23 protein-coding genes and 3 pseudogenes are annotated in these 19,250 nt (G+C 67.2%); 13 read left to right on the top strand and 13 right to left on the bottom strand.

Going from position 1 to position 19,250, the window contains the following annotated elements; genetic code table 11:
• Positions 1 to 4 precede the first annotated feature (4 nt).
• Positions 5 to 1,267 (top strand): Gfo/Idh/MocA family oxidoreductase, encoded by a 1,263-nt coding sequence (locus tag AB0B85_RS19810; RefSeq protein ID WP_357409243.1) that lies wholly within the window; start codon positions 5 to 7, stop codon positions 1,265 to 1,267.
• A 70-nt stretch (positions 1,268 to 1,337) separates the two neighbouring features.
• Here AB0B85_RS19810 and AB0B85_RS19805 read toward each other — a convergent pair whose 3' ends face one another.
• From AB0B85_RS19805 to AB0B85_RS19785, 5 genes are all read right to left on the bottom strand, one after another.
• Positions 1,338 to 1,832 carry a DinB family protein gene (locus tag AB0B85_RS19805; RefSeq protein WP_357409241.1) on the bottom strand — a complete coding sequence of 165 codons (495 nt, stop codon included), beginning with the start codon at positions 1,830 to 1,832 and terminating at the stop codon, positions 1,338 to 1,340.
• A 45-nt stretch (positions 1,833 to 1,877) separates the two neighbouring features.
• Positions 1,878 to 2,078, bottom strand: a complete 201-nt coding sequence (locus AB0B85_RS19800; protein ID WP_357409239.1) for a DUF1737 domain-containing protein — start codon at positions 2,076 to 2,078, stop codon at positions 1,878 to 1,880.
• Positions 2,071 to 2,616 (bottom strand): tetratricopeptide repeat protein, encoded by a 546-nt coding sequence (locus AB0B85_RS19795; protein ID WP_357409237.1) that lies wholly within the window; start codon positions 2,614 to 2,616, stop codon positions 2,071 to 2,073. The genes AB0B85_RS19800 and AB0B85_RS19795 overlap by 8 nt, the downstream gene beginning before the upstream one ends.
• Before the next feature lie 145 nt (positions 2,617 to 2,761).
• The gene (locus AB0B85_RS19790; protein WP_357409235.1) at positions 2,762 to 3,307 is read right to left on the bottom strand and encodes a GNAT family N-acetyltransferase; all 546 of its coding nucleotides are present in this window, start codon (positions 3,305 to 3,307) and stop codon (positions 2,762 to 2,764) included.
• A 110-nt stretch (positions 3,308 to 3,417) separates the two neighbouring features.
• Positions 3,418 to 4,062, bottom strand: a complete 645-nt coding sequence (locus tag AB0B85_RS19785) for a TetR/AcrR family transcriptional regulator (protein ID WP_357409233.1) — start codon at positions 4,060 to 4,062, stop codon at positions 3,418 to 3,420.
• 143 nt (positions 4,063 to 4,205) lie between these two features.
• Between AB0B85_RS19785 and AB0B85_RS19780 the strand changes: the two genes are divergently transcribed.
• From AB0B85_RS19780 to AB0B85_RS19765, 4 genes are all read left to right on the top strand, one after another.
• Positions 4,206 to 4,985 (top strand): SDR family oxidoreductase, encoded by a 780-nt coding sequence (locus AB0B85_RS19780; protein WP_357409231.1) that lies wholly within the window; start codon positions 4,206 to 4,208, stop codon positions 4,983 to 4,985.
• Positions 4,982 to 5,458 (top strand): nitroreductase/quinone reductase family protein, encoded by a 477-nt coding sequence (locus tag AB0B85_RS19775; RefSeq protein ID WP_357409229.1) that lies wholly within the window; start codon positions 4,982 to 4,984, stop codon positions 5,456 to 5,458. The genes AB0B85_RS19780 and AB0B85_RS19775 overlap by 4 nt, the downstream gene beginning before the upstream one ends.
• Positions 5,459 to 5,670: 212 nt before the next feature.
• Positions 5,671 to 5,904: a holin gene (locus AB0B85_RS19770; RefSeq protein WP_278144631.1), complete on the top strand. Its 234-nt coding sequence runs from the start codon at positions 5,671 to 5,673 to the stop codon at positions 5,902 to 5,904.
• A gap of 368 nt (positions 5,905 to 6,272) precedes the next feature.
• Positions 6,273 to 7,055: a methyltransferase domain-containing protein gene (locus tag AB0B85_RS19765; protein ID WP_357409226.1), complete on the top strand. Its 783-nt coding sequence runs from the start codon at positions 6,273 to 6,275 to the stop codon at positions 7,053 to 7,055.
• A gap of 51 nt (positions 7,056 to 7,106) precedes the next feature.
• Here the strand turns inward: AB0B85_RS19765 and AB0B85_RS19760 are convergent, their stop codons facing one another.
• Entirely contained in the window at positions 7,107 to 7,580 is a 474-nt protein-coding gene (locus AB0B85_RS19760) for a helix-turn-helix domain-containing protein (protein WP_357409224.1), read from the bottom strand.
• 113 nt (positions 7,581 to 7,693) lie between these two features.
• On the opposite strand from AB0B85_RS19760, the gene AB0B85_RS19755 reads away from it, so the two are divergent.
• The 5 genes and pseudogenes from AB0B85_RS19755 to AB0B85_RS19735 all read left to right on the top strand — a co-directional run bounded on the left by AB0B85_RS19755 (position 7,694) and on the right by AB0B85_RS19735 (position 10,423).
• Positions 7,694 to 8,362, top strand: a complete 669-nt coding sequence (locus AB0B85_RS19755; protein ID WP_357409222.1) for a DUF899 domain-containing protein — start codon at positions 7,694 to 7,696, stop codon at positions 8,360 to 8,362.
• Positions 8,359 to 8,835 (top strand): pyridoxamine 5'-phosphate oxidase family protein, encoded by a 477-nt coding sequence (locus AB0B85_RS19750; RefSeq protein ID WP_357409220.1) that lies wholly within the window; start codon positions 8,359 to 8,361, stop codon positions 8,833 to 8,835. The genes AB0B85_RS19755 and AB0B85_RS19750 overlap by 4 nt, the downstream gene beginning before the upstream one ends.
• A gap of 80 nt (positions 8,836 to 8,915) precedes the next feature.
• Positions 8,916 to 9,488 carry a CbrC family protein gene (locus AB0B85_RS19745; RefSeq protein WP_357409217.1) on the top strand — a complete coding sequence of 191 codons (573 nt, stop codon included), beginning with the start codon at positions 8,916 to 8,918 and terminating at the stop codon, positions 9,486 to 9,488.
• Positions 9,489 to 9,549: 61 nt separating this feature from the next.
• Positions 9,550 to 9,669, top strand: a pseudogene (locus AB0B85_RS19740) (ATP-binding protein); the annotation flags it as partial.
• 133 nt (positions 9,670 to 9,802) lie between these two features.
• Complete coding sequence (locus AB0B85_RS19735; protein ID WP_357409216.1) at positions 9,803 to 10,423, top strand: hypothetical protein; 621 nt, start codon at positions 9,803 to 9,805, stop codon at positions 10,421 to 10,423.
• 48 nt (positions 10,424 to 10,471) lie between these two features.
• Here the strand turns inward: AB0B85_RS19735 and AB0B85_RS19730 are convergent, their stop codons facing one another.
• The 3 genes and pseudogenes from AB0B85_RS19730 to AB0B85_RS19720 all read right to left on the bottom strand — a co-directional run.
• Positions 10,472 to 10,666 carry a hypothetical protein gene (locus tag AB0B85_RS19730; RefSeq protein ID WP_357409214.1) on the bottom strand — a complete coding sequence of 65 codons (195 nt, stop codon included), beginning with the start codon at positions 10,664 to 10,666 and terminating at the stop codon, positions 10,472 to 10,474.
• Between the two features lie 248 nt (positions 10,667 to 10,914).
• Positions 10,915 to 11,490, bottom strand: a complete 576-nt coding sequence (locus AB0B85_RS19725) for a GIY-YIG nuclease family protein (RefSeq protein WP_357409212.1) — start codon at positions 11,488 to 11,490, stop codon at positions 10,915 to 10,917.
• A 316-nt stretch (positions 11,491 to 11,806) separates the two neighbouring features.
• Positions 11,807 to 12,125: pseudogene (locus tag AB0B85_RS19720) on the bottom strand (NUDIX domain-containing protein); the annotation flags it as partial.
• Positions 12,126 to 12,287: 162 nt separating this feature from the next.
• On the opposite strand from AB0B85_RS19720, the gene AB0B85_RS19715 reads away from it, so the two are divergent.
• Positions 12,288 to 12,623, top strand: a complete 336-nt coding sequence (locus AB0B85_RS19715; RefSeq protein ID WP_357409209.1) for a hypothetical protein — start codon at positions 12,288 to 12,290, stop codon at positions 12,621 to 12,623.
• Positions 12,624 to 12,738: 115 nt separating this feature from the next.
• On the opposite strand, the gene AB0B85_RS19710 is transcribed toward AB0B85_RS19715, so the two are convergent.
• Both AB0B85_RS19710 and AB0B85_RS19705 read right to left on the bottom strand, forming a co-directional pair.
• Positions 12,739 to 13,008 (bottom strand): hypothetical protein, encoded by a 270-nt coding sequence (locus AB0B85_RS19710; protein WP_357409208.1) that lies wholly within the window; start codon positions 13,006 to 13,008, stop codon positions 12,739 to 12,741.
• Positions 13,009 to 13,495: 487 nt separating this feature from the next.
• Positions 13,496 to 13,778 (bottom strand): annotated as a pseudogene (locus AB0B85_RS19705) (leucine zipper domain-containing protein); the annotation flags it as partial.
• Positions 13,779 to 14,103: 325 nt separating this feature from the next.
• Between AB0B85_RS19705 and AB0B85_RS19700 the strand changes: the two are divergent.
• Positions 14,104 to 14,679, top strand: coding sequence for a hypothetical protein (locus AB0B85_RS19700; RefSeq protein WP_357409206.1), 576 nt, complete (start codon positions 14,104 to 14,106; stop codon positions 14,677 to 14,679).
• A gap of 87 nt (positions 14,680 to 14,766) precedes the next feature.
• Here AB0B85_RS19700 and AB0B85_RS19695 read toward each other — a convergent pair whose 3' ends face one another.
• A complete protein-coding gene (locus tag AB0B85_RS19695) occupies positions 14,767 to 15,729 on the bottom strand; it encodes a hypothetical protein (RefSeq protein ID WP_357409437.1) in 963 nt (320 codons plus the stop codon).
• A 776-nt stretch (positions 15,730 to 16,505) separates the two neighbouring features.
• Between AB0B85_RS19695 and AB0B85_RS19690 the strand changes: the two genes are divergently transcribed.
• Complete coding sequence (locus AB0B85_RS19690; RefSeq protein ID WP_357409204.1) at positions 16,506 to 16,979, top strand: hypothetical protein; 474 nt, start codon at positions 16,506 to 16,508, stop codon at positions 16,977 to 16,979.
• 715 nt (positions 16,980 to 17,694) lie between these two features.
• Here AB0B85_RS19690 and AB0B85_RS19685 read toward each other — a convergent pair.
• Positions 17,695 to 18,237: a hypothetical protein gene (locus tag AB0B85_RS19685; RefSeq protein WP_357409202.1), complete on the bottom strand. Its 543-nt coding sequence runs from the start codon at positions 18,235 to 18,237 to the stop codon at positions 17,695 to 17,697.
• Positions 18,238 to 19,250: the final 1,013 nt, after the last annotated feature.

Genomic DNA, 19,250 nt, shown 5'->3' with positions numbered 1-19,250 from the left:
CCTGATGTCCATCACACTGGCGATCGTCGGTGCCGGAGCGCGAGGCGCTGCCTACGCACGCCTCGCCGCCGCCACCACCAGAGCCACGATCGCGGCTGTCGCCGATCCCGACCCCGCCCGCCGCATCGCCCTGGCCGACGAGTTCGACGTACCCGCGGAGCGCCGGTTCGCCTCGTGGGAGGACCTCGCCGCACAGCCCCGGCTCGCCGACGCGGTGATCGTCGCGACCCCCGATCGCGCGCACGTCGAGCCGGTGGTGGCCTTCGCCGAACGCGGCTACGCGATCCTGCTGGAGAAGCCGATGGCGCCGCTGCCCGAGCAGGCGGAACGCATCGTCGCCGCAGCCGTCGACAACGACGTCCTCCTCGCCGTCTGTCACGTACTCCGGTACACGCCCTACTCCCAGACACTCAAGCGGCTGATCGACTCCGGGCGGATCGGTGCCATCGTCAGCATCGACCACCTGGAACCTGTCGGCTGGTGGCACCACGCCCACAGTTACGTGCGCGGCAACTGGGCGGTGGAGGCCGAGTCCTCCTCGATGCTGCTGGCCAAGTCGTGCCACGACATCGACTGGCTCGGCCACCTCATCGGCCGACCGGTCCGCCGGGTCTCCTCCTTCGGCGGCCTCGCCCACTTCCGGCCGGAGAACCGCCCGGCCGGAGCGACGGCGCGCTGCGTCGACTGCCCGGTCGAACGATCGTGCGCCTACTCCGCGATCCGGATCTACGAACGTTTCCTCGGTGACCCGGTCCACGAGGCATGGCCGCTGGGCGTGCTCACCGACGACGTCAGCGCGGACGGCGTCCGCAAGGCCCTGGAGGACGGCCCGTACGGCACCTGCGTCTACACAGGACGCAACGACGTCGTCGACCACCAGGTGGTCAACCTCGAATACGAGGGCGGCATCACCGTCGCCTTCACGATGACGGCCTTCACCGCGCTCGATTTCCGCAAGACCCGGATCTTCGGCACGTACGGCAGCATCGAGGGCGACGGCCGCACCCTGCGCGTCCACGACTTCCTCACCGACACCGTCGAGACCATCGACCTGGACCCCGCAGGCGACGCCTCGGCCGCCGACGGACACGGCGGCGCCGACGGGGCCCTCATCGAGGCGTTCATCGCGGCGGTCGCCACCGGCGACCGATCCCTGGTCACCTCCGGACCGGAGGAGAGCATCTCCTCACACCGGGTCGTCTGGGCGGCTGAGCAGTCCCGCGCCACCGGCAGCGTCGTCGAACTCATTCCCGCAACCCCGATCTAGGGTACGCCGGACATCCGCCGAACGAGAACCCGGGGCGATCGGGGAACGGTCGCCCCGGGAACCGCGCTCCCTACCGGCCGGTGGCACCGTCGATCAACTCTCGCAGGATGTCGGCGTGACCGGCATGCCGGACGGTCTCGCCCGTCATGTGGGCGAGCACCCAGCGAAGCGTACGGGGCGCGTCATCGACGTTCTGCACGGTGCGGACGTCGGGGCCGGCGGCCGCGACGATGTGGGCGTCGCTGTCGGCGATCGCGGACCGGTAGTCGCCGATGACCTGTTCCGGGGAGCGGTCCGGCTCGACCACCATGCCGGAGTCCACCTCGGCGTAACGCGGGTCGCCGGCGAACGTGTAGCCGAACCAGTACCGTTCGGCGCCGGTCAGGTGCTGGACCAGGCCCAGCAACGTGGTGTCGGAGACGACCAGGCGGCGCCGCAACTGCTCCTCGTTCAGGCCGGCGACCTTCTTCAGCACGCATGATCGCGCGAAGGACAGGAAGGCGAGGGTCGTGTCGAGCTCGCCACCGTCGTTGCGCGGTACGGGTTCGCGTTGGGATTCGATCACGCCCCGACCCTACGTACTGTCATCCGGAAAGGGCAGGCTGGGACGTCACCACCCTGCGCTGCCCTTGGCGGAGTGCGACAGCACCAACGCCTGTGCGGCGATGACGCGGTCGCCGTCGAAGGTCAGGGCCGGCGATCCGTGCAGCTGGTAGCCCTGGTCGAGAAGGGCGCTGACCCGGGCGCAGAACTCAGCGTCGTCGGGTCCGGTGATGAGGCGATAGCGGAGCGGCTTAGTGACGTCAGACATCGCCGCATTGTCGCTGCGCGGCGGCGCTCTGGGAAGCCTGCCGCCGCACCAGGAGGTCTGCCTCCGGCAGCCGGCTCTTGTGGTACGCGAAGAGCGTCCCCAGGTCGTGAAGTGCCCGGACTTCGCCGGCGGCCGCTGCCGATCGCCACTGTCGCTCCGCCTCGTCCTCGTCGACCGGCACGCCCTGCCCGGTGGCGTACATCAGACCGACCATCCGGCGGGCAGGCACATCACCCAGCTCGGCCGAACGCCGATACCACTCAAGCGCCACCGCGAAGTCCTGGGCGACACCTCGTCCTGTGGCGTACAGAACGCCGAGATTGTGGGCGCCTTCGCCGTTGCCCAACTCGGCTGCCCGCTCGTACAGCCGGCGGGCCCTCACCGGGTCCACCGGCTCACCATCACCGTTGCTGGCCAACTGGCCCAGCAACAGCAACGCCCTGTCGTCCGAACCGGCCGACGCCAACTGCTCACGAGCCTCATCGAAAGCGCGCCGCTGCACGGCGAGCACCCCGCGGTCGTACGCCTGCAATGTCACGCCGAGCAGTGTAGGAACACGCTGGGGCGGGAACCGCGGGCCGTGTCGGATGATCCGACGTCACCGGAACTGCTCGATCATGGTGGGCTGCTTCGCAGATCGGATCGGCCAACGCTGGTCGCCGGGCCCATGCATCGATGCCGCGCTACAGGTCCATCGCGTACACCCGGACCCGGCGGCCGGTGTCCGGCTGCACCGTTTCGCGCTCCAGCGACATGCCCAGCTTGACCATCACCCGAGCGGACGCCTCATTGCCGACGACGTGGATGCTGACCAGCCGCCGTAGGTCGAGCTCGGCACGGGTGCGGGCGACGACGGCCCGGGCCGCCTCGGTGGCCAGGCCCCGACCCCAGTGCGAACGGCCGAGCCGCCAACCGATCTCCACCGCCGGCATGATCTCGGGCAGGAAGGTCGGCACGGCCAGTCCGGTGAAACCGGCCAGCTCGCCGGTCTCCTTGATCTGCACCGCGTACAGGCCGAAGCCGTGCTCGTCCCAGTGCCGCTGATAGACGGCCAGGCGCTTCGCGGTCGCGGCGCGGTCCAGGGTGTTGCCGTCGTGGATGTAGCGCATCACCTCGGGTTGCGCGTTGATCGCGGCGAACCCGTCCAGGTCGTCGTCCTGCAAGCGGCGCAACAGCAGGCGCGGAGTCTCGAGGGAGGTGGCGTCGAGGGAACTCGTCGGGTCTGACACGTACCCTTCGTAGCACCTCGGCACCCATCGGGCGATGGATCACCTGGCGTGCTGACGGCCTCGCGCGGGCAGCAGCTCCTGCGGCGGGACTCCGTCTCGGTGGGTGGGGCTCAGTCGTTGGTGGATGCCCCCGGCCCCGTGGTGGCGTACCGGGCGGCGATGGTGCGGACGGCCTCGTCGACCACCTGAGCGACGCGCTCGGCACTCACCTCCCAGCCGGGCACCAGCAGTGTCGGCCAGAAGACGTAGTTGGAGATCATGCCCAGGAACTGGGTGGCGGCGAGTTCCGCGTCCTCGACACGCACCGTGCCCGCCTCGTGCTCAGCGAGGAGGTAGCTGCGTACGGACTCGAAGTAGGGCATCTTCCCCTGCGAGAACTGCGCATGGGCCAGCTCGGGGAAGCGCGGCAGCTCGGCGATGACGATCCTGAACAGGTCGGTCATCTGGGAACGGCCCAGCAGCTCGGCGTATCGGCGACCGATGATGCTCAGCCCGTCGATGACGTTGCCGACCGGCGGAGGAGCCTCCTCGGCCGCGGTCGACCAGGACTCGGTCACGATGGCGTCGAACAGGGCGGCCTTGGTCGGGAACTGCTTGAACAAGGTGGCCCGCGAAACGCCGGAGCACTCGGCGATCCGCGCCAGCGACGTCCGGTCGTACCCCAGCTCGAGGAACAGCGCGGTCGCGGCCGTCACGATCAACGCGCGCTTCTCCTGGGCGACCCGCTGGTGGTACGTCGGCACGACCTTGCTCATGGGCCGAGCCTACGAGGTGAGTGGCTTGACTCGCAACCGCCGCCGACCTAGTGTCGGGTAATGGTGAGTCGACCGGCTCACCATTGGGCCGCCGCTCATCACCGGTGATCCGGCCCTTCACCCCCGTACCCAAGGAGCATCTGATGCCCCGCTTCCACAACCAGACAGTGCTCGTGACCGGCGGGACCGGCGGCCAGGGCTCAAGCCACGTGCGCGCCTTTCACGCGGAGGGAGCGAACGTGGTGATCGCCGACATCGACGCGCGACGCGGCGCCGCTCTCGCCGACGAGCTCGGGGACCGCGCCCGCTTCGCCCGCCTGGACGTCACCGACGAAAGCTCGTGGTCCGCCGCCGTGCTGGCCGCCGAGAACGCCTTCGGCGCCCTGAACGTGCTCGTCAACAACGCAGGCGTGCAGAATCCGCCGGCAACGATCGAGAGCACGGAGCAGGCCACGTGGTCGCGCATCCTCGACATCAACCTCACCGGGACCTTCCTCGGCATCAAGGTCGCAGCCCCGGCTCTGCGCCGCGCGGGAGGAGGAGCCATCGTCAACGTCGCCTCGACGATGGGCCTGGGCGGCACGGCGCACTACGCGCCGTACGTCGCCAGCAAGTGGGCCGTGCGGGGCCTCACCCAAACGGCGGCACTCGAACTCGGCCGCGACCACATCCGGGTGAACACCATCCACCCCGGCGTGATCTCGACATCCTTCATCCACGAACCAGCAGCCGGCGCGGTCGCGGCGATCGCCGACTTCTACTCACCCGAGCCGTTCGCCGTCCCCCGGCTCGGGGAGCCGAGCGAGGTCAGCCGGCTTCTGCTGTTCCTCACGTCCTCGGACGCGTCGTTCATCACGGGGTCGGAGTACGTCATCGACGGCGGACTCCTCCTCGGGCCCGCCCTCCAGGCCGAGACCGCATGAGCACCCCGGGGACGGCCGGGGCGAACGACTCCACACGGGACACGTCCGTGTCCCACCTGCCCGACCACATCCGACGGGCCATCGAGATCACCCCCGCCGCGGGCACCAGCGAACGGATCATCGACATCACCACGCTGGGGCGCCGTACCGGCCGACCACGCCGCATCGAGATCTTCTTCTACAGAGCCGCGGGCACCACCTACCTGTGCAGCGGCGCCGGCGGTGGCGCGACCGACTGGCATGCGAACCTGCTCGCCAATCCCGACTTCACCTTCCACCTCAAGAACGGGGTACGCGCGGATCTGCCCGCACGGGCCACCCCTGTCACCGACCCAGCAGAACGTCAGGCCGTGCTGGCGGAGATCGTGGCGGACCTCAATCAGCCCCACGACCCCGGCACCATCCGGCCGACCCGACTCGAAGACTGGGCCGACAGTCGGCTGATGCGCATCAGCTTCCGCCCTCCGTCGTAGTCACGGATCTGACAGTCCTCGGCGTGATCGCCCGCGCCGAGGTTCCAGGGACGCGGGTGGCGCACTGCGAGCGCCTCCTCGCGGGCCTGTTCCGCCGATGCCTCCGGCCCAGCAGCCGGTGATTCCGGCCAGCGCGGCAAGCACTTACCGCCTCTGACCAGGCATTCTTGGCATATGGACGGTCCGATGCATCTACCCCTGGAGGTACCGAGATGTTCACCACCAAGTTCTGGAAGGCCACCGCCGAGCGGGCGGTGAAGAGCGCCGCACAGGGCCTGCTCCTCTATTGGGGCGCTGATGTCGTGTTCAACGCGTGGCAGGCGGACTGGGCAGCCGCCGGAGGCATCGCATCCGGTGCGGCGGTGCTGTCGGTGCTCACCTCACTGGTGAGTGCGAAGGTGTCGGGAGAGAGCGACTCCCCCAGCCTCGTCGGTGCCGAGCAGTAGCTCCAGGAACGACAGCGCCCCCGCTGACCTCGACCGGCGGGGGCGTGTGCTGGTCGCCCTCTGTCATCGGTGAGGCGGTGGCCCGAGACCTGCGTGTCGCGGCAGTCCGAGTGCGCGTCCTTGCTCCACGTATTGTCCGGCTCGTGTCGTGGTCCGGGGGCAGCGCCCGCAGTTGAGATCGTCTCTCCGAGGGGAACTGGCACCCTCTTCACCCCTTCCTGATGGTCCCGTTCCCAGATTCCGGTCGCCGGCAGGCTCCGGACCGGACCGTGCGTGGTCACGCGCGGCCTCCGAGCAGCGCCGCCGACCGGCACCGTTGCTGTCGGAGGCGACATCGCGAGCGCAACCCCCGATCTAAGCTGCCAACCATGCACGGGTTCACCGACGTCGACCGCCAGCCGGATCCGGACTCGTGGGTCGACGTCCTGGACCGTCTCAGCGAGGAACCCTTCTACCAGGCGTACCAGCAGCGGGTCCGTCAGCTGCTCGAGCCGGCGCCTGGTCGTCGCTACGTCGATGTCGGGGCTGGCACGGGGGCAAGCGCAGCCAGGCTGAAGGGTCAACACAGTGTCAGCGTGGTGACGGTGGACCACGCACTGACCATGGCTGCTGCCATGCAAGCTCGCGGCCTGACCCACAGCACCGTCGCCGACGCTCATCACCTGCCCTTCCTCGCCGACTCATTCGACGGGGCCTGGGCCGACCGCACCCTGCAACACCTCGCCCATCCGGACGCGGCGATCAAGGAACTCATCAGGGTCGTCCGGCGGGGTGGTCGCGTCGTCCTCGCGGACCCCGACTACGACACCCAGGTGCTCGACATCGCCGATCAGGGCCTGGCCCGGCGCGTGCTGAGGTTCCGGGCTGACGTCCTCCTCCGCAACGGCACACTGGCGCACCAACATGGTGGCCTCCTCGCCGCACACGGCCTGGCCGACGTCACCGTCGAGCCCCGAACGCTGGTGGTCAGGAATCCCACCGCCGTCGACAACGTCCTCGGCCTCCGCAGTTGGGCTGCCACAGCTGCTCGACGCGGCGCACTCGACCCGGCCGAAGCTCGTGCCTTCGAGGAGCAGTTCGACGAAGCCGTTGTGGCGCGCCGGTTCACGTACGCGGTTACGTTCTTCCTTACCGCCGCCACGGTCACCTGAGGCGGAGACGTCAAGTGGGGATCGCCAGACGTCGACGACCGCCTCACCCGTTCACCCCCGGTCGGCGGCTCCGGCATCGGCACCCGGGCCGGGCAACAGATCGATGTCCGTGGCGTGCATGGGTCGTCCGCATTGCGCGCACCGCAGTTCCACGTGGCTGATCTCGCCGCAGTCGTGGTGGCGGAAGAGCACCGGCGGGCCGGCGTCGTTCGCGGTCCACCGGTCGCCCCACCGGACCAGGACCAGGAGCAGGTCGCACAACTCCGTGCCCTTGTCGGTCAACGTGTACTCATGGCGGACCGGCCGGGCAGAGTATTCACGCCGAGCCAGCACACCGTGCCCGACCAGCCAACTCAACCGCTCGGCGAGCACTTTGCGAGAGATGCCGAGCTGCCGCTGGAGCTGCTCGAAGCGAGTCGTGCCGGCGTAGATGTCGCGCAGGATCAGCGGGGACCACGGCTCACCGATGACGTCGAGAGTTCGGGCGATCGAGCACGCCATGGCGCCGAACTGCGTTCGCTGCATGACGCCACGATACGCAAGAGGATTCCCTAAGGGAACGGACGCTGCTACCGTCACCTGGTCCGTCCCTTGAGGGAACGGACCGCCCGGACGTCCCTCGACCGAGAAGAGGCCGCATGAACCTGCCGCTCGTCGTGCCGACCGAGGACTGGCAAGCCGCCCTGGACACCCTCCGCGTCAGAGAAAAGGAACTCACCCGTCAGCTGGATGCCGTCGCTGCGGCGCGGCGCAGGCTGCCGATGACCCTGATCGAACGGGACTATGTGTTCGAGGGCCCCGACGGGCCGGCCCGCCTGGTCGACCTGTTCGAGGGTCGCCGCCAGCTCGTCGTCTACACCTTCATGTGGCACGGCGCCGACGACGTCTGCTCCGGCTGCTCGATGTTCGCCGACAACATCGGACACCTGGCCCACCTCAACGCCCGTGACGTCACCCTGGCGCTGGCGTCCCACGGCCCGCTGGCCGACCTCATGGCGTTTCGGCGACGGATGGGCTGGGCCGTCCCGTGGTACTCGTCGCTGAACAACAGCTTCAACGCGGACATGGGAGCCGGTGACGGGTTCGCGCTGAACGTCTTCCTCCGCGACGACGAACGAATCTTCCGTACCTACTCCACCACCGCCCGCGGGGTAGAACGGGTCGGCAGCAACTGGACCTTCCTCGACCTGGCACCGTACGGCCGGCAGGAGGCCTGGGAGGACTCGCCGGAGGGCTGGCCGCAGACCCAGCCCTACCAGTGGTGGCGGCTGCACGACGAGTACGGCACGTCCGGAGCCCCGGCATGACCGCCAGCACACCGGTTGCCGAGCTACTCTTCCGGCCGGAGGACGCGACGCCGTTCAACACCGACGTCGCGACCCTGAAACCCTGGAGTCAGGCACTGGCCTGCCTGCGGTCGGTGCAGAAGTGCTGGCTCTCGACGGTACGGCCAGATGGGCGCCCGCACGCCACACCGGTGATGCCGGTGCTGGTCGACGAGACGCCGTGCGTCGCAAGCCGTCCCAGCTCCCGCAAGAGCCGTAACCTCGCGCGCAACCCGTCCTGCGTCATCACCGCGAGCGGCGAAGACCTCGACCTGGTGGTGAACGGCACCGCTCGTCCGATCACCGGTGAAACCGCGCTGCGCGAGGTGGCCGCTGCCTTCGCGACGAAGTACGGCTGGCCGTTCGACATCCGAGCCGGTCGAGCCCACGACGAGAGTCTTCCCGGCTCGCCCGAGTACGCCTTCTTCTACACCGCCAGATCAACGGTCCTCTGACCGGGCTTGAAGGCGTGTGCGAGGTGGTGGGGATCAGCAGCCCCGTCGGGGCTGTGACCAACAGTTGGCATGATGGGCTCGTGACCGAGCCGGTGTTTCGATACCACCCTGACCCCTTAGCCACGGGCTCGGCGATGCAGATTGAGCACGAATGCAGTGTCTGCGGTCAACTTCGGCAAGTTCGCTACCGGGGACCGATCTACGGCAGGCAACCCGGGACTCTTTGCCTGCACTGCATCTACTCCGGGGAGGCTTCCAGGGCGCTCGGCGTCGTTGCCGTCGCCACGAATGGCAGCGACCTCCTGGACATGCCTGCCGAGTTCAGCGACGCGGTCGACGTGCCTGACGGCGTGCCGCACCACGTCATCGAGGAGATCACTCGCCGGACCCCTGGCTTCACCGGTTGGCAGCAAGAGTCATGGCTCTACCACTGCGGCGATGGCGCGGCTTTTCTCGGCCCGGCTGGCTACCGCGATGTCGAACCTCATCCGGACGCCCTGAACATGCTTCGGGCGAGCCACCGGCAACTGGGCTGGTCACCCGAGGAAACCGAAGAGTTCCTGCACCGGCTCGATCGCAACGGTGAGCCCACCGCGTATCTGTTCCAATGCCTGCATTGCGGCACTCACCTCGCGTCCTGGGATATCGGCTAACCGCGGCTTATCGCCGAGACGCAGACGCACTCTCTTCGGCAAAGCCGCGAACGCTGGCTACGTCCCGGAGGTCGGCTACCAGCCGCTGGAACCCGCCCAAGCCAACCTCGTCTTCCAGGTCATCTCCAAGCGATACGAGAAGGGCTCCACCCTGCTCACCTCGAACAAGAGCTTCGGCAAAGGGGCACATGTTCACGTGAACGTGTGTCAGGCACCGTCGAAAGCGGACAGGTTCGTCCAGGGCGACTTGAGTCAACCGAGCCCTGCGACGGTCCTGTCCGGAGGGGTGATCCTTTAGTGCGTAACCTCTTGCTATGGATCGACGGGGATGGTGGCTGGTGGTTGCCGCGGCCAGCGTGCTGGCTCTGGTGTCACTTGCCTCGAACGTGACGACCCTGAGTCAGCTTGAAGGCAAGGCAAACACGCTGCTTGCCGCGCGGTTGACGCTCAGCCAGCTGGTCAATGCCGGGTCGGTCTGGGCCGGGCTGGCAGCGGGGTCCGGGTGGCTCGTCCGTCGCCCCGTCTCGGCCTTTGCCGCCGGAGCGGTCTCCTTGCTCACCGCTTGCGTGGTGCACTACGGCGTGGGGATAGCCTTCGGAATGTTCGATCCGGGTGTTTGGACGGCCAACCGGCACTGGCTCCTGGCTGCGATGGTTGTGGGCGGACCGCTCGGACTGGTGGGCGCGATCGCGCGGCGGCCGAATCTGTGGGGGGTGGCGGCCCGCTTTGTCGTCCCCGCCGGAGCCGTGCTTGAACCGTTTGTCCTTGGTCTGTTCACCACTCCCTCGATCTTGCCCTGGCCGAACCGTGTGGCTGACTTCATCAGCGGATCGGTGCTGTTGACGGCTGGGATAGTGGGCTGCGTTGGGGTTCTCACTGGAGGGTGGAGGCGGCGGCAAGCATCGCATGAGCGGCGAGTTCCTGCCGAGCTGTGAGCCCGGTTCCCTGTGGGTGGAGATGTAGAGAGGGTCAGCAGCCGCTATCTACGCCCTCGACTGGGATGGGCCGCTGAACTCCTGGAGTCGGTCCAGGTCGATCCGGTCGGCGAGGTAGATCAGCGGGGCTTGCGGGTCGAGGCCGAGTGCTGCGGCGACGAGCTTGGGGTCGAGGGTGTTGACCAGGTCGACCAGGCGGGTGCTGCGGATCGTGCGTGGCGGGACGCCCCCCAAGCGTCGCACACGCCGGGCTCCGCGATGACAGCTATCTTTCGCACACTTTTTCACCCCGAACCTCGAGAGAGCGCACTTATCCATGACTCGCCTACGCACTCCGGCGCTGGCTCGATCCCGGCGACGAGGCGTAATCCATCAATTCCTGCTCTGGCCGGCACGACGGAAGCCGGTTCGATCGGGGTGGAATGACACCGCGTAGCAACAGATCGGCGGCATGAGCGCCAGTCGCACCCGTGCGTGTGGCGGGCAACCAGTTACGGCATTCGCGGAGGCTCGGCCGGGCGGCTGCTGGCGTTGTATGAGTTCTTGGCCGCGACCACGGCCGATTGGAGATGCTCGGGGTCGACGCCTTGTACGTTGAGCGGTGGGTGCACACGCCGGACAAGCGCCGCCTCGATGGTCGCCGGCTCCGCGTCCTCCACCCACGTCAAGCGCAGATGCCTGTGTATCCATGCGGTCAGCCGCGCCTCATCCTCGGGGACCAGGACGACACGGTCGGTCCAGGTCGTCCGGTAGCCCTCGGCTAGCAGAAGTCCGGCCAGGGTACGACGCAGAGTCGAACTGCCCGAACGCCTCAGATGGTTGCGCAGGATCCGGCCCCGCAAATTGGTCGCCCGTCCGAGGTACAGCAGCCGTACTGACGGGACGTTCTCATTCGGCAGCCCGGGGAGGTCGGGAAAGACCGAGGGAGCAGCCCACCAAGCGTAGACACCGCTGCCACGGCTGAGCCGCTTGACGGCGACATTCAGCTCGACGGGCACGCCGGAGAGCAGCCGCAGGGCCTCCTCGACCCGGGCTTCGTCCGTGGTGACGCGGTCGGAAATGGTCATCAAGCCATCGTAGATTCGGGGCGGATCGTGGCCGGACCGGAAGGACCGGATGATCCGCGCGACGGCACATGCGGGAGCCTGGCGGGACGCTGCCCAGCGCGATGCGGCATAAGCGGAAGCAGTGCAGTCAGGGTCCGTCCCGAGCATGGCGTCGGGGCCGGGGCCGCCGGCGAAGTCGCGAGACGGAGGCAGCATCGCGGCAGCGAAACTGTCGCCCCGACGCCCTATCTTGGGGCGGTAAGGGAGATCCTATGACCGAGTTGCTGACCGCGACTCATCTGGAACAGTGGTCGGAGCGCAACGACTCCACCCCATGAGGTCGCCAGCCAGTTTCCTCCTCGACCTCCCGTACCGCGCACTGCGCCGGCTGCTCCTCGTCGGCGTAACCGCCGGGTAACTCCCACACCCACCGGTCGAACACGAACCGGTGCCGCCGCATCAACAACAGGCGCTCCCGATCGTCGAGGACGGCGACCATGGCCGACCCGGGGAGCCCGGATCACGTACTGCTCGAAGCGCACGCCGTCTGGCAACTCCACCTCAGCGATACCCAACCGCGCCCGCCGGGTGTCGTACACGACCCGCTCGCCGTGGATGGTCCACCGGGTCAACTCCGTCGCCCGCTTCTCCAACACCCCGCCAATATCCGCGCCGAACCCGCCACCTGCTGTAGGCGACGCCTCCTGGGCGCACTTCCCGGTGCGACGCCTGAAACGGACGCGCAACGCCGTAGCCGTCTTCGGCGGCCTCTGGCACAGTCCCGTGTTGTGAATAACTGGCCGAGGATCCGGGCTGCGATGGGCTGGACACTGTTGGCATACGCGTTCGCTGGTCTGGCCACCGCGCCGCTGGCGGCGGCACCTATGCCCGCACACCCGGTGCCGTGCGAGGAACTCACTGGAGACCCAGCCTGGTTGGTATGGGTGTTGCGCGAGACCGTATGGCTCTCCCTCGCGTTCTCGCTGCCCCCGGCCGCAGTGGTGACTGCCGTATGCGTTTGGCGAACTGGGCTGTCCACCAAAGGCGCAGCAGCCCTCGGCGTCGGTGTTGGCCTCGTGCTGGCGACGGCCACCGTCGGCTACTCCATAACGACCGCTACCTGCGGCTACAACCTGGAACAGGTCCACCCGTGACAGCAGCCGGCCATACTTCCCGGACTTGTTGACCACCTGCCTGGTCAACCCGACCTCTTCGTCCGGGCCGGTTGCTGTCACCGTTGCTGTCGACAGCTCAGGCTGCGGTGCTCGGTCAATCGTCCTCGTCCAGGAGACCGAACGCCTCCGGCGCATCTTCGACGAACTGGCGGTAGGGCGGTTGGAAGTTCTCCGCTCTGGCTGCGATGGCGGCGGCTAGACGCGCCCGATCGGCAGGTTCTAGCGCGCCCAGGCGGGACGCTGCATCATCGATCTGCTGCACGGCAATGTCCGGGTGGAGTGTCTCGTCGTCGCACAGCTCGAAGAACGCCAGGCACTCAAGCAAGCTGTCGAGCACTGCCGTGAAGATCGGGTCATCTGACACGCGCGCATGCTACGGCGTTCAAACCTTGGAGCGGAACTAAGAGCCGGTGTCCCGCCACCAGCAGGAATGCTGGTCGGTCCCTGGTCACACACCGTCTCCGGCTGCCATCGTTGGTTGCTGGTCGACCACGTTTGACGGTGTCCTGTGCCCCCTGTGTACCCCGACCACTGGTGCGGCGTGGTTGGCTGCAGGCACCGGCATCTGATGGCGAGGGGACCGACGTGGCGTTGACCACGAAGGGCTCTCGGCTCATCACGGTCGACGGCGTGGTCTACAGGTGGCGAGTGCGCGGACGACCCACGTACGCCCAGGCGCTCGGTGAGCGTCCACTCGCCCTCGCCGTTGAGCAAGCCGACCGCAAGGGCAGCGTACTGCTCGTCAGCAGCCCCAGGACCACCCGAGCAAATGGTTCGGCGGTCCGTCGATTCCTGTTCTTCCCTTGCGGGTCGCGGCTGTCATCCACAAAGGACTGGCCGAGGGGTGGCGGGCGCCCGCCGATCTGGACGGGGCCGAGGCGCTGCTTGGAGCGCAGGTGCACGACCTTGCGGACCACGGGCTGCGGTGTGCGTGTCGGGCTGTGGTGGGGCGAAACGAACGGTCCCGCATACCGTCAGCGCCCTGCGCGCGGTAACGATCTGCCCAGCGTTTGGCCGTGCGCCAGGAGACGTCATAACGCCGTGCCGCCTGGCGACCGGCCAGGCCTCGTCCACGACCAGACGCGCAAGCCGCAGACGCGCGCGTGGGGTCAGAGCAGCATTACGGTGGAGCATGAAGGCCTCCTGGTTGCCGGAGCGGTTCCTCGACAGATCCACTCCACAACCGGAGGCCTTCACTCCATCGTGAGGGAACCGCCTTACCAACTCCTGTACGTTCCACGTCGCGCGCATAATGATCGGACGGATAGCCAGATTTCCCAGCGTCCCCGGTCAGAATCACGGTGATCATGATGCGAGCATCACGGGAAGCGGCCCGTCGCGGTATCAGGCAAGCGGACGCCGACGGAATCGGTTTCCGGCGCTGTAGGACATCAGCGGGTCGCATTAACGGTGAATCCGGCGCCATCCATGAGTTGCCGCTGGGTGACACCCTTGAGCGATGGACGCGTTCGTCTCACAGCTACCGGCACTACTGGGCGTCGTCGTCGGTGCCCTGGCTACAGGTCTAGCGACCGCCCTGTCCAGCAGAAGCCAGTGGAAACGCGGTCAGGCCGTGCGATGGGACGAACGACGGATGGAGGCGTACAGCGAGTTCGCCCAAGTGCTCAAGGAAATCCAGGCAGTATCCCTGAAGGTCCTGTCCATGAACGCCGGTGACGCGTACCGCTCGGGGTTGGACGAAACAGCGGCACTCGCTCTGCTCGCCAACGCCGACCTCAGGCACACCCTCGTATGGGAAAACGTCCTGCTGCTTGGGGACGCCGCCACCGTCGCTGCAGCGCAAGATTGGCGAGAGGCGGTCTGGAGGCTCGAGCACCGAGCCCGTAGCGTCGGGGAGACTTCCCAGCCGCTACCCGAAATCATCGAGCAGGCCAACACGCGACGTGATCGCTTCTACCATGCGGCTCGGCAGGGTCTTGGTGTGAGCGGTGGGTCAGTCGCTCAATCCGAACGTTTACAGCAACGTGTCGCATCCTCTTTCGAGAGCCATAAGCCCGCATCCTCAAGCAACTGAACACGGGCACCAGACGCGGTGACCTGCCCTGGACCGCAGGCAACAGCCGCACGACCACCTCGTGTTTGGGGAGGCCGCCCCCAACGCTCAACCCGTCAACGGGCCGGCCCCGGGGAGCTGGCTGACTGAGGTATGCCGCAGTCTCCGCCGGGTACTGCTCGCGCACCCTGGTCTGTTGTTCACGGATCTTGTCGAGCGTTGCCAGGCTGATGGGGACGTAGGCTTCGCGGCGCATCTTGTGGTTCCAGTACCGGATGTACGGGTTGTCGTCACGGTCGCGGACGATCGGGTCGTAGCCGAACGCGCAGGCGTCACCGACGCGCAGCCCGGTGGCCAGCATGGCTCGGTCAGGAATCGGCCGTCGGGCTGGGGCCAGCGGGGCAGGTGCGCGCGGACCTGGGTCATGATGTGGGCGTTCAGGCCGCCGGCGCGTAGCGGGATCCGTTCTCGGGTAGTCCGGGGCGTAGATGACGGCGTTTCGGGGCAGGTCGGGCGCCCAGTCCTCTGGTCCTGCAACGCCGGGAGGAAGACCGCCAGGGCGCTGATGCTGTCGCGGATGGTGGCACTGCTGCCGAGCTGCGGTTGCTGGTGCAGCCAGGCGATGTGCTGCTCCAGTACTGGGCGGGTAAGCTGGCGGATCGAGTAGCGCGCTTGCCCGGTCACGGTCAAAAAGGCCGAGAGCCGGCGCAGCGCCAGCAGATCGGCCGACACGGTATTGATCGACTTCTCCTCGACGGTCAGCCGCCAGTGCAGCCACCGCTTCGCGCAGTCGACGAGCCAGCGCTGCTGAATATCGGTGTGGTTGAGTTGCCGTAACGCGGCGGCGGGATGTAGCCGAGACAAGCGCAGCTGCCAGACGTCACGGGGATACTCCCGCTCCCAGCCCGACCCTTCGATGAGGTCGGTGAGCTGCTCGATGGCGAAGCTGAGAAACGCGGCGGCCTTCCTGAACTGGTTCGGGTCGTTGAAATAGTTCCGGAAGATGGCGGTCCAGGAAGCGCGGGCGTGTTCGAGCAGGGTCGTTGCGCCTCGCCGCACAAGCATCCGCACGGCGTCAAGCCCTACCGATCGGAGTCCGCCCGACGCGCCGCCTTGCCCGCCTGGCTCCACACAAACAACAATCACCGCCACCACACCGCACTCGGCAGCCCCCCGCCAGCCGCGTCCCCAACCTCTCTGGACAGAACACCTAGCTGGCCCTACGCACGCTCTTCGGCACGACAGCCTTGCGGACCACCCGCTTCGCCGATCGGACCGGATGGACATCATGGAGTCGGACTGTGCGTGGGCCGGTTGCTGCCGGGCGCGGTACACGGTGCTGATCATGCGAGCCGTGCAGTGTGCCCGCTTCGGCGGGCCCAAGGTCTTGAATCTTGTCAGTTGCCTGAACCGGTGGCCATCGATGGGCAGTTGCTCGTCGACGTGAGCGCGGCAGGGGTCAACTTCGCCGGTACCAGCCGCTTTCGCGGGTCGTATCAACCCTTGCCGGATCTGCCTTTCATCCCTGGCACTGAGGTTGTCGGGCGGGCGACTGACGGTCGTCGCCTGCTCGCACCGACTTTCGGCGGTGGTGGCTTCGCTGAGCAGGCGGTCGTGGGGCCGATGAACTGCTACGTCAGCCGCGGAAGGTATTTTGTCGGTGCCAAGCGAAATAGACGGTTCTGCCGGGGCCTTGACGTGGCCGATCCGCAACCACTGAGCGGGGCAGTCTCCAGGTGCATCAGTAGACAGTTAGTCGGGTAACCATATCCCAGGCCGGCGCCGTGCGGCGTCGGCCTGAGATATCCCTGCGGAGGTGACGCTGGGATATCCCTGCGGAGGTGACGGTGGTACATCTGCTCGGCAGCGTCAGCGGCACGGTCGCCGCCGACCACGGCCTGTTCCTCGTGCTCGACGAGCGCGCCGACGATATCGGCGACCCCGACTTCAGTCAGGACCGCATCTGCTGGAGCGGGCGCGACGCACTGTTTGTCGCCAGCCCGTCGAACGCCACCTGTCGGGCGTCGGTGACCGTGCAGGCGTGGGACGGAGAACCCGCGGCCGTCGATTCCACGACGTGGCCGGATACCGACAGCACGGCGGTCACCCTGCAAACCGGCACCGTGTACCTGTCGCACCTGCTCGACATGGCCCCCGTAAGCGACCTTCTGCCAGTAGGCCCTCCCGGCCGCTACCGGGTACGCGTCGACGTCGCAGGCAGGGCCCAGATGCGGGCGCTGCTGCGCTCGCCCGACTTCGATCCGGTCGGGCGCACCGTCGGCCCCGAGCGGATAATGATCGGTTTCTGGCCGGCCCGCTGACGGCGTTCGTCAGGCCAGGCACCGCCCGCCGGGAAGCGTGCCGACAACCCGGGGGAGCCGGACACCGGGGAGGCGTGCATCGCTCGGCTCGAACCTTGCCCATGCGCTCCCGCTCTGGTGGCAGCACCGTTCGAGTCAGGCCGGGCTGCGGAGAGCCCGCTGATGTGGAGCGGGCTCCCAAAGCGGCCGGCCGGGCCCCGAACGTGTGGGCGCTACGCCTGAGGGGTCCAAGTCTGATATGGCCAGGTGCCGGCGGCACGAGCCCGGTCCACCAGCTCGGGTGCCTGGGCGGTGACCTCGATGACCATGTGACCGATCCAGACGGCATGAGACAGCCGGGCGGTCGCTAACCGCTGTCCGGCACACCTTCCAGCAGTACCGGGACCAGATTCTCCGCGGCAGGCGACGCTCCGGCTCGCGTTTGCACCGGTCAGGTCCTCATGGTCACAGCGGTGGTAAACGCCTCGTGGCATCCGACTCGCGACAGATCCGGACGACGGGCCGCCGCCGTGGCCGGTGGCACCGCTGGCGCCCGGCTCGTGGTTGGTGCTCAACGCCGGCTGCGCCGATGACCAGGTCGGGCTTTTCGTGGCCGCGTTCGCTGACGGCTCACGGTGTACCGCCGCGGGAACGCAGCGGGCACGGTCACTCGTCGTTCGGTCCTTGACAACTCCACAGTGAGTTGTAGCGGCGACCGAGACCTGGCCCGTCATGGCTATTGCTGAAGTAGCCGATTCTCGTCTCGCACTCCAATGCTCGAGTCATCCATGACTCGTATACCTAGATCTTGCTGCATTAGCACCATCAAAGTCATTCTTGCGTCGCTTATCTGGAATAACTCCTCCTTGATCACCTCTCGGGTGACAGGAACAGAGGCGGCACTCAAAGACGCAAGACGCAGGTCATACCCCAGATTCTCGGTGAGCCTCAAGAGCTGGTCTTCAACTTCCTCGGCTGCACGTGAGATGTGAGGAGGGGCCAACAAATCGATCTCGTAGCCTGACATTTTAAGACTGTCGAAGGCGGACCGCATCAAGTCATTGGATTCGTCCGTGATGCCACCAGCCCGTGCGTGCCCCTCGATCGATTTGACCCATTCGCGAACATGGCAGTGATAACGCAAGTAGGCGGGGAGCAGGCGCTGTTCACGGCGCTCCTGCAAAGACCGGCTGTCCGTGCGGCGCTGGGTCAACCACACGCTGGCGAAGGCGACGACGGCCCCTAACGCTGCCGACAGAACGGGAAGGAAGACCTGCATGGGCACAGCGTAGAGACCAGGACCCATTCGGCAGGGCAGCCAAGCACCTGCCGTCATTCGTCAGAAGTGGGATCTGAGCCCCATAAACCCGCAGCCTGCGGGAACGTGCGTCATGGATAGTTCGATCGCCTGATCAGCATGGGAGCCTTCCACGCGGCCTGCCAGTGCTGACGCCTTCGGTTCCGCCGAAGAGTCCACCAGCCTGAAGGGCCAGGTCAGAACGCTTCCCGTGGGATCAGTGTCTCGAATGGTGGAACTGCGGCGGACTCCCAGCAAGCTCACCCACAACGCTCCACATCGATCCGCAGCACACCTAAAGACGTGACCTTAGGCGAACCGAGACGTCGGCCGGCGCCAGCCATCGCGGGAGCAGCAACGCCTGACCACTTCGACATCTACTGGGAGGTCACGCCGCACCGCTCCATCTCCATCACCGCAGGTCAAAGCGCCTCGTCTCTGTCCGGCATCAGTGAGCACTTCGGGCACGGAGACCTCTTCGCCAACCTGCACCCAATCTGCTCCCAGTTGCAAGGCCAGGCCAACCAATGGCTCCTTACCGCCTTGACCTGCGCACACTCCCCTGCCAGGCGACATAGAGCGTTGTCGACTACATCGCAGAACCGCGGAGCACTCCGCGGGAAGCAGGACGCCGCACCTGCTCTGACCTGGGAGAACGTGGATCCGCAGGCAGGGGTGGGTGCAGTTGAGTGCTGTTCGATGCCGTTGGATGCTGTTCAAAGCTGTTCAGGGCACCCCGCTGCTCCCAACCTGCTCCCCCTAGACCGGGCTCGCACCGGGCCGCCGACCGCTCGTGACCTGCCGGCCCAGCGCTACGGTCGGCACCAGCGCTGGCTTCCTCAGCCGCATCGGTCGATCGGGAAGCACGCCCACGATCACCGCGCCTTATCAGCGGCGGAAGCGTGTATGTGACCTTGGTGTGCTACGCCGTGCTGCTCGCTCTGCCATCAGGCAGGAGACCGCCGCAACGAAGAGTCGATCCCGACGGGCTCTCC

It is taken from the genome of Micromonospora sp. NPDC049044 (assembly GCF_040649215.1).
Taxonomy (GTDB): Bacteria; Actinomycetota; Actinomycetes; order Mycobacteriales; family Micromonosporaceae; genus Micromonospora.
Note: the sequence above shows the minus strand (reverse complement) of the source record. Positions and strands in the feature narration are given on the sequence as shown.

Excerpts from the sequence above, each read along its gene's own strand:
- AB0B85_RS19810 (WP_357409243.1), top strand. The coding sequence starts at position 5 with ATGTCCATCACACTGGCGATCGTCGGTGCCGGAGCGCGAGGCGCTGCC.
- AB0B85_RS19800 (WP_357409239.1), bottom strand. The coding sequence starts at position 2,078 with ATGTCTGACGTCACTAAGCCGCTCCGCTATCGCCTCATCACCGGACCC.
- AB0B85_RS19785 (WP_357409233.1), bottom strand. The coding sequence starts at position 4,062 with ATGAGCAAGGTCGTGCCGACGTACCACCAGCGGGTCGCCCAGGAGAAG.
- AB0B85_RS19780 (WP_357409231.1), top strand. The coding sequence starts at position 4,206 with ATGCCCCGCTTCCACAACCAGACAGTGCTCGTGACCGGCGGGACCGGC.
- AB0B85_RS19775 (WP_357409229.1), top strand. The coding sequence starts at position 4,982 with ATGAGCACCCCGGGGACGGCCGGGGCGAACGACTCCACACGGGACACG.
- AB0B85_RS19770 (WP_278144631.1), top strand. The coding sequence starts at position 5,671 with ATGTTCACCACCAAGTTCTGGAAGGCCACCGCCGAGCGGGCGGTGAAG.
- AB0B85_RS19765 (WP_357409226.1), top strand. The coding sequence starts at position 6,273 with ATGCACGGGTTCACCGACGTCGACCGCCAGCCGGATCCGGACTCGTGG.
- AB0B85_RS19760 (WP_357409224.1), bottom strand. The coding sequence starts at position 7,580 with ATGCAGCGAACGCAGTTCGGCGCCATGGCGTGCTCGATCGCCCGAACT.
- AB0B85_RS19755 (WP_357409222.1), top strand. The coding sequence starts at position 7,694 with ATGAACCTGCCGCTCGTCGTGCCGACCGAGGACTGGCAAGCCGCCCTG.
- AB0B85_RS19750 (WP_357409220.1), top strand. The coding sequence starts at position 8,359 with ATGACCGCCAGCACACCGGTTGCCGAGCTACTCTTCCGGCCGGAGGAC.
- AB0B85_RS19735 (WP_357409216.1), top strand. The coding sequence starts at position 9,803 with ATGGATCGACGGGGATGGTGGCTGGTGGTTGCCGCGGCCAGCGTGCTG.
- AB0B85_RS19725 (WP_357409212.1), bottom strand. The coding sequence starts at position 11,490 with ATGACCATTTCCGACCGCGTCACCACGGACGAAGCCCGGGTCGAGGAG.
- AB0B85_RS19715 (WP_357409209.1), top strand. The coding sequence starts at position 12,288 with ATGGGCTGGACACTGTTGGCATACGCGTTCGCTGGTCTGGCCACCGCG.
- AB0B85_RS19700 (WP_357409206.1), top strand. The coding sequence starts at position 14,104 with ATGGACGCGTTCGTCTCACAGCTACCGGCACTACTGGGCGTCGTCGTC.
- AB0B85_RS19685 (WP_357409202.1), bottom strand. The coding sequence starts at position 18,237 with ATGCAGGTCTTCCTTCCCGTTCTGTCGGCAGCGTTAGGGGCCGTCGTC.